This window comes from Candidatus Terasakiella magnetica (genome assembly GCF_900093605.1).
GTDB classification, from domain to species: domain Bacteria; phylum Pseudomonadota; class Alphaproteobacteria; order Rhodospirillales; family Terasakiellaceae; genus Terasakiella; species Terasakiella magnetica.
The window spans coordinates 362,961-375,254 of sequence record NZ_FLYE01000012.1 but is presented as its reverse complement, the minus strand read 5'-3'; the positions used below and the strand labels follow the sequence as shown (position 1 = coordinate 375,254).

The window sequence follows — 12,294 nt, the reverse complement described above, 5'->3', positions numbered from 1 at the left end:
AATCCAAACGGGCCTACTCAGGCCAATGAACGATGTAGTCTTCCAGATCGCCATCCACATTGTCTTCAGAGATAAATTTCCCCACAACGGACTTTCCGGCCTTGACCGCACTTTGTGGGTCACCGCTTAGCAAAGGGTGCCACTCAGGCAGGTCTTTACCATCGCGCAACAGGCGATAGGCACAAGTTGAGGGTAACCAATGGAGATTCTCTAAATTGCGGGGTAAAAGTTCCACACAATCAGGCACCAAGAAGGTGCGCATTTGATATTGCGTGCAGCGACATGTCTCCACATCCATTAAGCGACACGCCACATTGGTGTAGCAAACTTCGCCTGTGTCTTCATCTTCAAGCTTATGCAGGCAGCATTTACCACAGCTGTCACAAAGCGATTCCCATTCTTCAAGGGACATGTCAGACAGTTTTTTACTTTTCCAGAAAGGTTGCTCGCTCATTCTTCTTACTCTTTAACAATGAAAAGGGGCGAAACCGCAAATCGCGGACGCCCCTGTCTCACATTATATCGAAACAAGATTACTTGTTCAATTTTTCGTCATGCTCACGGATAAATTCCGCAATCATCGGCTTGATCTCGGTGCGCCAGCGGCGACCGTTGAAAATACCGTAGTGACCCACATTGGGGTGCAAAACATGCTTTTGTTTATCTTTAGCCAAGTTTGAACAGATATCATGGGCTGCCTGCGTCTGGCCTCTGCCTGTGATATCGTCTTTCTCGCCTTCAATGGTAAAGAGCGCCGTTTTCTTAATGGCAGACGGATGTACTTTGCGATCACGCCATGTCATTTCGTCGCGCGGCAACGCATGTTCCATAAAGACGGTTTCAAGTGTTTGCAGGTAAAACTCTGCAGGTAGATCCATCACTGAGAGATATTCGTCATAAAAATCATGATGTTCTTCAGCCGAATCGCCATCACCTTCAACAAGGTGGTTATAAAGATTCAAGTGAGCCCCAACGTGACGATCCAAGTTCATGGACATAAAGCCCGTGAGCTGCATAAAGCCCGGATATACATGACGCATAAAGCCCGGATAGTTTACAGGGACTTGCGCAATAACGCTTTGGCGGAACCAATCGATATCTTTTTCTTCAGCCAGTTGGTTTACTTCGGTTGGGCTCACACGTGTATCAATGGGGCCACCCATCAAAGTCATGGTCGTTGGTGCGCAATAATCTTCATCTTCAGACATCAAAGACACAGCGGCCAAAACAGGCACGGATGGCTGACATACCGCAATCACGTGGGTGTTTGGACCTAAGTGATGCAGGAAGTACATGATATATTCGATGAAATCATCCAGATTGAAATCACCATGTGACGTACAGACATCACGCGCGTTGATCCAATCGGTAATATAAACGTCATGGTCTGGCAAAAGGGCTTCAACCGTGCCGCGCAACAAAGTGGCATAGTGACCAGACATGGGTGAAACCACCAAGACCTTAGGGTCGTCATGTTTAGTATGGCGTTTAAAGTGGAGCAATTCACAGAACGGTTTGTGCAAAACGACTTCTTCATCAATAGCAACTTCATTGCCGTCAATTTCAGTATAATGCAGACCGAATTCCGGTTTGATATAGCGGCGGGTTACGCGCTCAAACAAATGACAGCTTGCCGCGATGGCGCGGCCCATCGGTGTATAAGACACCGGCATAAACGGAGAACGAAAGACTTCTTCCATTTTTTCCGCAGCATGGCGAAGTGGAGACCACACAGAATGTTGGAATTCATAGAATTGATAAAGCATACGACCTCTGTTCCCTCTCAAGTAGGGGGTTTGTTCAATATAACGGCTGGTTTAGAATTTTACTAAAATCCAACCTTTGTTACAGCGAACATAGGATTAAAATATTTCAAACGTCAACCAATTTACGCACAAATAATACAAAAGTTGGCTGCATATGAAACTGCATACAGTGTCTATTTATAAGATAAAGAGAACATTGCGATGCACAAATTGTTTGTGCACTGCACAATAACATAACCGCGCGGCTAAAATCTAGATTTTTTTACAGGGAAGCTTATTAAATGTACTTTTATTAGGATCAAGCTAATGAGTCCGTTGACTTAAGGTCCCCAAACCCTTATACAGCGGGCTCGTTTACTTATGTTTTCAACTAATTTAACGGAGTTGACCCGTGAAACGCACGTATCAGCCCAGCAAGCTCGTTCGCAAACGCCGCCATGGTTTCCGTAGCCGTATGGCTACTGTTGCAGGCCGCCGCGTTCTTTCTGCTCGCCGCGCCAAAGGCCGCAAGCGCCTGTCTGCGTAAGTCTCTTACGCTTGACTTGCCCGTAAAGGATGGTTGGGTATGTCCCGTATTCCACGTCTCAAAAAACGACGTGAATTTCTTTCAGTCGCTTCGACTCGTAAGAAGTGGGTAACACCCGGCCTGATTTTACAAGTCCGCAAAAGGTCAAAGCCTCTTGTATCTATATATAAGAGTCTAAAACCTAATGCGATTTCGGAAGGGCAACCGGATATTCGGATCGGATTTACGGTCAGCAAAAAAGTCGGAAATGCCCCTGAGCGCAATCGCGCCAGACGGCGACTTCGGGCTGTTGCTGACCTTGTCTTGTTTAAAAAGGCCCGATCTGGTTTTGATCTGGTTTTAATCGGTCGCAAAGAAACGCTTACCCGTCCCTTTGCCCAATTGGAAAAAGATTTAAAAACCGCGCTCTGGAAAACGGGGGTTCATAATGAGGCCCCGCCACCAAAGCAAAAAACAAAGCACGAAAAGAGTCTGAAATGACCTTTTTGGCTTATATAGCAAAGGCAATTGTGCGTATTTACCAATATGGTATTTCGCCGATTCTGCCCGGGGCCTGTCGGTATAGCCCGACCTGTTCGCAATATGCTATCCAAGCCATTGAACGATTCGGTCCCTTTAAAGGGAGTTGGATGGGGGTCAAAAGAATCTTTCGCTGCAATCCGTGGGGGGGATCGGGTTTTGATCCTGTTCCACAAAAAAACGAATCGTCATCCTGTGGATGCGGCTCACATCATAGTTCTAAATAAGAAGCGACTTTTTGCCTAAAGACTAGTCATATATAAAAGGTCGTTTTTTTAATAATCAGGGGTTCCTTCGCGGAAATAAAGGCTGAAATGAACGACCAGAAAAATATGTTTTTAGCGATTGCTCTTTCAATCGTAATTCTTTTTGGCTCCCAACTGTTGTTCCCACCGGCTGAACAGCCGGTTCAACAAGAACAACAAACCGCGCAGGGTGGCTCAACACCACAAGCACCTGCAGCCAACCAAGACGCAGCTGATCAATCCTATGCACCGCAAATTCCAGGTGGCGCAGCCGAGGCAATGAAAAAAGCCATGGCGACGCGCTCACAAAAACTGGATGCTTCTGCGCGCATCAAGATCGAATCGCCACGCCTTGAGGGTTCCATCTCTATTCAAGGCGGTCGCATTGATGACCTGATCTTGAGCGATTACCGTGAAGAGTTAAGCGAAGACAGTGATAAAATCACACTGCTTAATCCAAAAGGTCTGCAATCTGCCTATTATGCAGAATTTGGCTGGTCTGCCCCAAATGTAAAAGTCCCAACGGCTGAGACAGTTTGGTCCACAGACAACACCGTGCTTAAAGCAGGTGGTTCTGTCAGCCTGAACTGGGATAACGGCGAAGGCTTGCTCTTTACCCGTAACATCGCCCTTGATGAAAATTACGCCTTTACCATTAACGATTCTGTTGCCAACGTAAGCAGCGCAGGCGTTGACCTTTACCCATATGGTCTGATCTCGCGCTCTGGTACACCACAAACAAGTGGCTTCTTCATTTTGCATGAAGGTCTGCTGGGTGTGTTTGACCATGTTCTTGAAGAAGTCGATTATGATGACCTTCAGGAAAAAGGCACACAGAAGGTTGACCCGGTTAAAGGTGGCTGGATCGGCATTACCGATAAATACTGGCTGACCGCACTGGTTCCTGACCAAAATGTCATGGTGAACCACCGTTTCAGCCATTACCGCAGCGATAATCTGGATAAATATCAAACAGATTACCTCGGCCCGAAACTCTCAGCGAGCCAAGGCCAGACAATCAATTTCAAAAGCACCTTTTTTGCCGGTGCCAAAGAACTTGATATGCTGACACATTATGAAGAAACAACAGGCGTTCAGGAATTTGATCTGGCGATCGATTTCGGCTGGTTCTTCTTCATCACCAAGCCGTTCTTCATCGCCATGTCTTGGCTCTACGGCATTTTGGGTAACTTTGGTCTGGCTATTTTGGCACTGACTGTTGGGGTGAAGATTTTGTTCTTCCCACTGGCCAACACGTCTTATCGCTCTATGGCGAAAATGAAAACGCTCGGTCCAAAGATCAAGCAACTGCAAAAACAGTTTGCCGATGACAAGCAGCGTATGAACCAGGAAATGATGGCGCTTTATAAACGCGAGAAAGCCAACCCGGCTTCTGGTTGTTTGCCAATTTTGCTGCAAATTCCTGTGTTCTTTGCCCTTTATAAAGTGTTGTTCGTTTCCATTGAAATGCGCCATGCGCCATTTTATGGCTGGATTCAGGATTTGTCCGCACCGGACCCGACCACTATCTTCAACCTGTTTGGTTTGATCCCATGGGACCCACCACAATTGTTGATGATCGGTGTATGGCCGTTGCTTATGGGTCTGTCCATGTTCATCCAGCAGAAACTGAACCCACAACCGACTGATCCGGTTCAGGCCAAGATGATGATGTTCTTACCTGTCGTCTTCACCTTCATGCTGGCAGCCTTCCCAGCCGGTCTTGTGATCTACTGGGTCTGGAACAACCTTCTTTCCATTGCTCAGCAATATGTGATTACAAAACGCATGGAAGCACAGAAGTAAATCAATATCATCCCCGCACTACTCGCGGGGATGATGCTTTTTAGGTTCCTCTCATGACTGATACCCAAGATTTTAGTGACGACGAAATTGAATTTGGTCGTTGGCTTTTCACACAAGAGACAGATTTCATGCTGGGTGCGGCCCATCTTGAACAGTTGCCTGATACAAAAGCCGTCGAGATTTGTTTTGCCGGACGTTCCAACGTGGGTAAATCCAGCCTAATCAATGCGCTTTGTGGGCGTCGTGATCTGGCACGCACCTCCTCCACACCCGGGCGCACGCAACAGCTCAACTTCTTTAACATCATCAATCGTCTGGTCTTTTGTGATCAGCCTGGCTATGGCTATGCCAAAGCCCCTGTGGGTGAAGTTAAAAAATGGCAGGATGTGGTCTTTTCTTATCTTCGTGGTCGCCCCCAGTTGCGCCGCGCCTTTGTTTTGATCGATGGTCGCCACGGTATTAAAAATACCGACCGCCCCGTCATGGAAATGATGGACACGGCGGCGATGTCTTATCAGATCATCGTGACCAAGGCTGATAAAGCCAAAAAGAAAGAGCTCGATAAACATATAAGCGATATTGAGAAAGAATTAGCTAAACATCCGGCTGCACATCCTGATATCCTTGTCACCAGTTCTGAAAAAGGAGCTGGCATTGCCGAAGTCCGTGCCACCATCGGGCGTTTGGTTAAAGAATTTGAAGTGTAGGAAGTAGACTGAACATGACGACCCTTGATAAGTCACCCATGACTGAAGAAGATTATCTTTCCCAAGCTGTTACCTTATCAGAAGCGCTTCCTTATATGCAGCGCTACGCCGGTGAAACCGTCGTGATCAAATATGGCGGGCATGCCATGGGTGACCCTGAGCTTGCGAAACTCTTTGCCAAGGATATCGTCCTGCTTAAACAAGTGGGCATCAATCCGGTTGTTGTCCACGGTGGTGGCCCGCAAATCGGCAATATGCTGAAACGTTTAGAAGTTGAAACCAACTTTATCGATGGTCTGCGCGTCACCGACCAAGCCACCATTGATGTGGCGGAAATGGTGCTTTCCGGTTCCATCAACAAATCCATCGTTGCCAATATCAATGCAGCTGGTGGGTTCGCTGTGGGCTTGAGCGGAAAAGACGGTAGCCTCATTCGCGCTAAAAAACTCCATCGCACCAAAAAAGACCCCGAATCGAATATCGAGAAAGTGCTCGATCTTGGTTTTGTCGGAGAGCCTGAGTTTGTCACACCTCATATTCTCGATACTTTCCTTGAATCCGATATCATTCCGGTTGTTGCCCCCATCGGTATGGGTGCCAATGGCGAGACCTTTAACATCAATGCTGATACAGCCGCAGGCGCAATTGCAGCGGCCATTGATGCCAAGCGTCTCTTGATGCTCACCGATATTGCAGGTGTTATGGATGGCGATAAAAACCTCATTCAGGAAATGAATGCGGTTGAAGCGCGCGCCATGATCGCAGATGGCACCATTTCTGGCGGTATGATCCCCAAGATTGAAACTTGCCTTGGCGCGGTTGAACAAACAGAAGAAACCCCCGGTGTTAATGCCGCTGTCATCATGGACGGGCGCGTGCCCCATGCGGTTTTGCTGGAGATCTTCACGGAACATGGTGCAGGCACCATGATCCGAGGCCTTAACGCATAAAGAATGTTGTCCTCGCTAATGCGGGGACTTCATCTATCTCTTTATATCGCCTGTGTTGCTTCAGCCAACCATGCAGCCTCATCCTCACCTAACATGGGGCTGAGTTCTTCGCGCACACGTGCGTGATACGCATTTAGCCAGTTGACCTCAGCCGAGCTTAACAAGCTGGCCTCAACCCCTTTTAAATCAAACGGGCAGAGGGTCAGGGGCTCAAATTCCAGCATTTCGCGCTCGCCCTTTTGTGAAGGCTGCACACAAATCAGGTTTTCCAAGCGAATGCCATATTCACCCGCCTTGTAATAACCCGGCTCATTTGAAATCACCATGCCCCCAAGCAAGGCTGTTTTGCTTGGCATTTTAGAAATACGCTGCGGGCCTTCATGGACATTTAAAAAACTGCCCACCCCATGGCCTGTGCCATGATCGTAATCCAACCCAGCTTGCCAAAGGGCATGACGGGCCAATACATCAAGTTGTGAGCCCGTGGTGCCTTTGGGAAAACGCGTGGCAGAAACCCCGATATGACCTTTAAGCACACGGGTATAACGGTCTTTCATCTCATCCGTTGGCGTGCCGCGCACAATGGTGCGGGTAATATCGGTGGTGCCATCGCGATATTGCGCCCCGCTATCCACCAGATAGAGGCCGTTTTCAGGCAAAGGGATTGAGCTTTCCTCACTCACGCGATAATGCACAATCGCGCCATTTTCGCCTGCACCGGAAATGGTGTTAAAGCTTAAATCATAAAAAAGCTCATCCTCACTGCGAATCGAATCGACCTTTTGGGAAACCGCCATTTCATGAACACCTTTGGAAAAAGGTTGCTTGGAAAGCCAGTATAAAAACCGAACCATAGCTGCGCCATCACGGCGGTGGGCATTGCGCATACCGTCAACTTCAACCGCGTTTTTGCACGCCTTTGGCAAGACGGTCAGGTCGTCACCTAAAACCACCTCGGCCTTAGCCTTTTTAAGGTGCTCATGTATCCATTTTGGTGCACTGGTACCATCAAGGCGCACCTTATGGCCTTTCAGACGATCAAGATGCTCCGCTAAATCCTGTGGATCATAGGTTTTTATATTATCGCCTAAATGGGTGCGGACCTCTTCCCCCACTTTGCGATGATCCATAAACAGGCACGCCGTTCCTTGTGAATGAACAAGGGCAAAACCAAGCCCGACGGGTGTACAGGGGATGTCACTGCCGCGAATATTAAACAGCCATGCAATGGAATCGGGCAAGCTTAACACCATGGCGTCTTGGCCCTCGCTGCGCAGTTTATCAGCAATGTCAGACAGCTTTTCCCCATGGCTTTGGCCTGCATAATCAAGGGAGTGGGGATAAATGGGATTAAGCGGTGGCTCGGGGCGATCCGCCCAAATGGCATCGATGAAATTATGCGGGGCTGCAACCAGTTTTGCCCCAACCTTTTCACATGCTTTTTTTAAGCGATGCAGGCTCGGGCCTGTATGTAGCCATGGGTCATAAGCAAGCTTCATACCCGCACCAAGCTCGCCTGCCAGCCATTCACTTGCAGGTTCATCTGCAACATGGCGATAGTCAAATGCGGCTTCATCAACTTCTTGGCTGACTTGCAAAGTGTAGCGCCCATCAATGAAAATGGCGGCCTTTTTTGCCAGCACAATGGCAAACCCTGCCGAGCCTGTAAAACCTGTAAGCCAAGCCAGACGCTCAGAACAAGGCGCAACATATTCGCCTTGGTGTTCATCACTGCGCGGTACGATAAAACCATCCATGCCAAAAATATTCATCTCACGGCGTAATGCAGACAGGCGCGCGGCACGTTCTTTCATTCTTATTCTTCCTTAACTCACTTAAAAACGATCCAGCAGACGATCAATATATTGTAATTCTTGCTCAGGGCGACTTTTTTGTCCGGCTCTGCGATATAATTCCTGCAAAATTTCACGAGATTGATGCATTTCACGCTCTGAAGGCACGACATTCTTGCCCCGTGTCTGGATCGGCCCGCTACGCCCGCGCCCAAGCGGGTCATGACCGGGCAGGGTTTGGGGCATGGGTTGCATGCCCATTTTACGCGCTAAGGATTGGGCAGAGTTTTTAAGCCCGTCTTCCAGTTTACTCAGCACCCGCATCTGGGCTTGGATGGATTCTTCATCAAGGCCGCGCTCTAGCGCTTTTTGAGACTGCAGCATATTTTTATCAGCCTCCATTAAGCCTTTGGGCATTTTAACCTCCATCTCGCGCATTTTTTTCATCTGGTCGCGCAAGATTTCAAGCAATCGTTCTTGTTCTAAAGCTTCTTCAATAGCCTGTTTGGTAGATTTTACCGATGGGCTTGCCAGATTACGGCTGCGTTGAAAGGTTTTATCGAGCAATTGCTGCTGGTCTTCTTTAAGTTGACGCAAATCTTCCAGAATTTTACGTGCTTTGGCGGCTTGCTTGGGATCGACCTTTTGCTGCATGGCAAGGCGCGACAGGACAGATTGAAACTGGTCCATCACCGCCTTTGCAGCTTTTACATTGCCTTGGCGCATCAACTCGCGCGCTTTATTAAGCATATCCATTAATTGGTCACGCCCGACCATATCGACTTGTTCATTATGTAGCGCTTCTTCAAAGCCTTTTAATTCCCCCGCTGAGTTCATCATTTGCTGTAAATAATGATCAAGGCTTTGGCGCATCTGTTCAAACAAGGCCTCCATTGCCGCTTTATCTTCTGATGATTGCAACAATTCCTGCATCTGGCGCGACATAAATTCAAGCTGGTTGCGCGCACTGCCGCTTGCCCCTTCTTCCAGATGAACCGCTGTTTCCCATAAAATAGCCTGAACCCGCACAATTTCCTCTGGGGGTGTTTCCTCATGTAAACGGTCTGAGGCAACCTTTAAGGCGATATAAACTGCCACCGAATCGCTAAATTCTTCTGGAGCTTCTAACAAGCGGCCTAACCACAAGCGGCTAAACAGGCGATCTTCTGGGCTTGCCTTATAAAGCTGCTTGCGAATCGAAACCAAACGTATGGCCACCGGATGGGTGAATTTGCGCTCAGGCAAGATCGCTTCAAGGGCTTGTCCGCGTGCAGACTGACCTAAATTATCGCGCACCATGGGGGTCATAATAACAGGCATTCCCGCCCAAGGGTGGCTGGCAAGATTTTCACTAAACAGCCCTTTGGCCTTGGTGCTATCAAGCTGGTTTGTGATCTTAATTTCTTCAGCGTTTTGAGCATTTTTCTGGCGCAAGATTAAACTGGCTTCAGTCAGGCCATAATCATCTCTGGCTTGAAAACCAATTTGCATATGACCGCGAAACCCTGTTTGTGGCTGACCTGTCAGCGCAATTTTTGGGGCTTGATCACCAATTAATTCAAGGGGCCAGTGATGAAGCGCATGGTCATTTCGAAGAACACTTATAACACTACCTTGGCTTAAGGTGGTTTCAAGGCTGAACACCCCTTTGCCAAGATTTTCAAACTCCTGCTCATAAGGGCCAAATTTCAGGCTGATGTTATCGCGCGTGGCCCCTGTTTCAAGGCGCAAGAGAATCTCACTATTTTGCGCAATTTTAATGGGAGAGGTCGTTTTTTTACTATCGCTTTTTGCTTCTAAATAAACAGAACCCAAATTTGTATGGGCAGGTTGGCTCACCCATGCCTGTAACTGCCAGTTTTCACTATCTTGCGCACCAAAGGCCGGAGCAAAGGCGCGTATAAACCGATCAGATGTATCAAAGCGGGCTTCAACCCCACCTAAAAAAAGAAGCAAAATCAAGCCTGCGCGCAAGGAATACGGATCACGCTTATAAAGATAAGACCGTGGCCAAGGCCGTTTGATCTCTTTTAAGGCCGCTGCCATACGGTCTTGGTGATATATCCATACCTGCATGGCAAACTTTGACTGATTGAGCGCTACGGGTTGGTCCAGCAAAGCCATAAGAGGCTGATTTTCAAGAGCATTATCACGCTCAAGGCGCACAAGGGCTTCTTTCTCGCTGGGCCAAACAAGGTCCTTCACGCCCAAAAAGGCCAAGCCCCCACAGCCCAACAGGGCCACGCCCAGAACAAGTACATGAAGTGAGGCATTTAAAAGGGGGAGAAGATCAAACAGGATGACAATCAACAAGCAGCTGATTGCGATCAAAAAAGGCCAGAGACGCGGCCAGAGCGCCTCCCATAACAAGACACAACGGGTCCAGAACACCAAATGCTGAAGTTGTCTCAGCATGGAGGGTTCAAATTCGACCTGTTGTTCCTGTTTGCTCATCAAGGGCCTATCACTGTTTTCTTATGATAAAGAGTAAACCGTGACGCCCTTGATGGCTATACAAGTCTTTGTGAAAAAAGGCCCTACGATTGCCAATCAGGCAGGCTTTCCATATCCATCTGTTCTTCAATCTCAATGCGGCGGCGAATAACGGCGAATTTATCGCCTTTCACCATCACTTCAGGAATAAGTGCGCGTGAGTTATAGGTATTTGACATGGTCGCGCCATAAGCACCCGATGTTCTAAAAGCGATGAGATCACCACTTTCAAGACGGGTGAGCTGACGGTCTTTGGCAAAAGTATCGCCTGTTTCACAAATCGGCCCAACAATATCGTAAGACTGCATATCATCCACATGTTCAGCCTCAACAAGCGGCACGATGGCGTGATAGGCATCATAAAGTGAAGGGCGCATTAGATCGTTCATGGCAGAATCGATAATGGCAAAGGTCTTGCTCGGTGCTTTTTTAACATAGATCACTTCACTGACCAAAAGCCCGGCATTCCCCGCAATCATACGGCCCGGCTCAAACTCGAACTCCACATTCAGATCACCAAGTTCTTCAACAACCAGTTTACCATATTCAATCGGCAGCGGGGTTTCGCGCTCATCATAAGGGATACCCAGACCACCGCCCAGATCAACACGGCTAACATCCAAGCCAAGGCCGCGTAGTTCGCCAACCATTTCTTTCATGCGGCGAAAAGCAGCGCGAAATGGCTCAAGGTCGGTTAATTGTGACCCGATGTGGCACGCCAGACCTTTTGGTGCCACGCCTGCCATATTGCTGGCACGTTGGTAAACTTCAACCGCGCGCGTCCAATCAATGCCGAATTTATTATCGCTTTTGCCTGTAGAAATTTTGGCATGAGTTTTGGCATCCACATCCGGGTTGACCCGCAACACAATGGGCATACGCACATCATGGGCCGCAGCAACCTCGCTTAACAGTTCAAGCTCTTCTTCTGATTCCACATTAATCTGGCGAATACCTGTTTGAACGGCAAATTCCAGCTCGCTTCGGCTTTTACCCACACCGGAATAAACGATCCGATCAGCAGGAACGCCTGCTTTCAGTGCACGTTTTAATTCACCAACAGAAACCACATCTGCACCTGCACCCAAATCCGCCAAGGTCTTGATAACTGCAATGTTGGAGTTGGCTTTCACGGCAAAACAGATGGTCGCATCAATGTCTTTAACCGCCTCGGCAAACACTTCATAGTGACGCTCAAGCGTGGCTTGGGAATAAACATAAAACGGTGTGCCGACTTCTTTGGCAATTTCGCTCAGCGCAACGTCTTCTGCAAAGAGGGCGCCGTTTTTATACTGAAAATGATCCATAATTTTCTTCTTTATTTACTGTTTGGAACAGGCAGAGGAGCTGGATAGCTACGCGGATATTGCGGATCAGCCCCTTCTGGTGCAACGGGCTGGTTTTTACGCCCACATGCACTAAGCGAGGAGGTAAAGGCAATAAACAAAACAAGCAGGAGAAGTTTACGCAGCATCATCTTGAGCCTCTC

Annotated in this window: 12 protein-coding genes; 6 read left to right on the top strand and 6 right to left on the bottom strand. The window is 48.2% G+C overall.

Features of this window, described 5'->3' with window-relative positions:
- Positions 1-13 precede the first annotated feature (13 nt).
- Both MTBPR1_RS08630 and MTBPR1_RS08625 read right to left on the bottom strand, forming a co-directional pair.
- The gene (locus MTBPR1_RS08630; RefSeq protein ID WP_069188601.1) at positions 14-454 is read right to left on the bottom strand and encodes a YcgN family cysteine cluster protein; all 441 of its coding nucleotides are present in this window, start codon (positions 452-454) and stop codon (positions 14-16) included.
- Positions 455-533: 79 nt separating this feature from the next.
- Positions 534-1,766, bottom strand: coding sequence for a polyhydroxyalkanoate depolymerase (locus tag MTBPR1_RS08625; protein WP_069188600.1), 1,233 nt, complete (start codon positions 1,764-1,766; stop codon positions 534-536).
- 391 nt (positions 1,767-2,157) lie between these two features.
- Here MTBPR1_RS08625 and rpmH point away from each other — a divergent pair, with 391 nt between their 5' ends.
- The 6 genes from rpmH to argB all read left to right on the top strand — a co-directional run bounded on the left by rpmH (position 2,158) and on the right by argB (position 6,519).
- Complete coding sequence (rpmH, locus tag MTBPR1_RS08620; protein ID WP_069188599.1) at positions 2,158-2,292, top strand: 50S ribosomal protein L34; 135 nt, start codon at positions 2,158-2,160, stop codon at positions 2,290-2,292.
- Between the two features lie 39 nt (positions 2,293-2,331).
- Positions 2,332-2,772: a ribonuclease P protein component gene (gene rnpA, locus MTBPR1_RS08615; protein ID WP_069188598.1), complete on the top strand. Its 441-nt coding sequence runs from the start codon at positions 2,332-2,334 to the stop codon at positions 2,770-2,772.
- Entirely contained in the window at positions 2,769-3,038 is a 270-nt protein-coding gene (yidD, locus tag MTBPR1_RS17830) for a membrane protein insertion efficiency factor YidD (RefSeq protein WP_083222987.1), read from the top strand. The genes rnpA and yidD overlap by 4 nt, the downstream gene beginning before the upstream one ends.
- 87 nt (positions 3,039-3,125) lie before the next feature.
- On the top strand, positions 3,126-4,862 hold the full coding sequence (gene yidC / locus MTBPR1_RS08610; RefSeq protein ID WP_069188597.1) for a membrane protein insertase YidC: 1,737 nt from the start codon (positions 3,126-3,128) through the stop codon (positions 4,860-4,862).
- 53 nt (positions 4,863-4,915) lie between these two features.
- The gene (gene yihA / locus MTBPR1_RS08605; protein ID WP_069188596.1) at positions 4,916-5,569 is read left to right on the top strand and encodes a ribosome biogenesis GTP-binding protein YihA/YsxC; all 654 of its coding nucleotides are present in this window, start codon (positions 4,916-4,918) and stop codon (positions 5,567-5,569) included.
- A gap of 14 nt (positions 5,570-5,583) precedes the next feature.
- Positions 5,584-6,519 (top strand): acetylglutamate kinase, encoded by a 936-nt coding sequence (argB, locus tag MTBPR1_RS08600; RefSeq protein ID WP_069188595.1) that lies wholly within the window; start codon positions 5,584-5,586, stop codon positions 6,517-6,519.
- A 41-nt stretch (positions 6,520-6,560) separates the two neighbouring features.
- Here argB and MTBPR1_RS08595 read toward each other — a convergent pair whose 3' ends face one another.
- From MTBPR1_RS08595 to MTBPR1_RS18125, 4 genes are all read right to left on the bottom strand, one after another.
- The gene (locus MTBPR1_RS08595; RefSeq protein ID WP_069188594.1) at positions 6,561-8,333 is read right to left on the bottom strand and encodes an aminopeptidase P family protein; all 1,773 of its coding nucleotides are present in this window, start codon (positions 8,331-8,333) and stop codon (positions 6,561-6,563) included.
- Positions 8,334-8,354: 21 nt separating this feature from the next.
- Positions 8,355-10,766, bottom strand: coding sequence for a DUF4175 domain-containing protein (locus tag MTBPR1_RS08590; RefSeq protein ID WP_069188593.1), 2,412 nt, complete (start codon positions 10,764-10,766; stop codon positions 8,355-8,357).
- Positions 10,767-10,849: 83 nt separating this feature from the next.
- Positions 10,850-12,112: a diaminopimelate decarboxylase gene (gene lysA / locus MTBPR1_RS08585; protein WP_069188592.1), complete on the bottom strand. Its 1,263-nt coding sequence runs from the start codon at positions 12,110-12,112 to the stop codon at positions 10,850-10,852.
- Positions 12,113-12,123: 11 nt separating this feature from the next.
- Complete coding sequence (locus MTBPR1_RS18125; protein ID WP_165602645.1) at positions 12,124-12,282, bottom strand: lipoprotein; 159 nt, start codon at positions 12,280-12,282, stop codon at positions 12,124-12,126.
- Between the last annotated feature and the right edge of the window lie 12 nt (positions 12,283-12,294).

Coding starts and splice junctions, on each gene's coding strand:
- MTBPR1_RS08630 (WP_069188601.1), bottom strand. CDS start 454: ATGAGCGAGCAACCTTTCTGGAAAAGTAAAAAACTGTCTGACATGTCC.
- MTBPR1_RS08625 (WP_069188600.1), bottom strand. CDS start 1,766: ATGCTTTATCAATTCTATGAATTCCAACATTCTGTGTGGTCTCCACTT.
- rnpA (WP_069188598.1), top strand. CDS start 2,332: ATGTCCCGTATTCCACGTCTCAAAAAACGACGTGAATTTCTTTCAGTC.
- yidD (WP_083222987.1), top strand. CDS start 2,769: ATGACCTTTTTGGCTTATATAGCAAAGGCAATTGTGCGTATTTACCAA.
- yidC (WP_069188597.1), top strand. CDS start 3,126: ATGAACGACCAGAAAAATATGTTTTTAGCGATTGCTCTTTCAATCGTA.
- yihA (WP_069188596.1), top strand. CDS start 4,916: ATGACTGATACCCAAGATTTTAGTGACGACGAAATTGAATTTGGTCGT.
- argB (WP_069188595.1), top strand. CDS start 5,584: ATGACGACCCTTGATAAGTCACCCATGACTGAAGAAGATTATCTTTCC.
- MTBPR1_RS08595 (WP_069188594.1), bottom strand. CDS start 8,333: ATGAAAGAACGTGCCGCGCGCCTGTCTGCATTACGCCGTGAGATGAAT.
- MTBPR1_RS08590 (WP_069188593.1), bottom strand. CDS start 10,766: ATGAGCAAACAGGAACAACAGGTCGAATTTGAACCCTCCATGCTGAGA.
- lysA (WP_069188592.1), bottom strand. CDS start 12,112: ATGGATCATTTTCAGTATAAAAACGGCGCCCTCTTTGCAGAAGACGTT.
- MTBPR1_RS18125 (WP_165602645.1), bottom strand. CDS start 12,282: ATGATGCTGCGTAAACTTCTCCTGCTTGTTTTGTTTATTGCCTTTACC.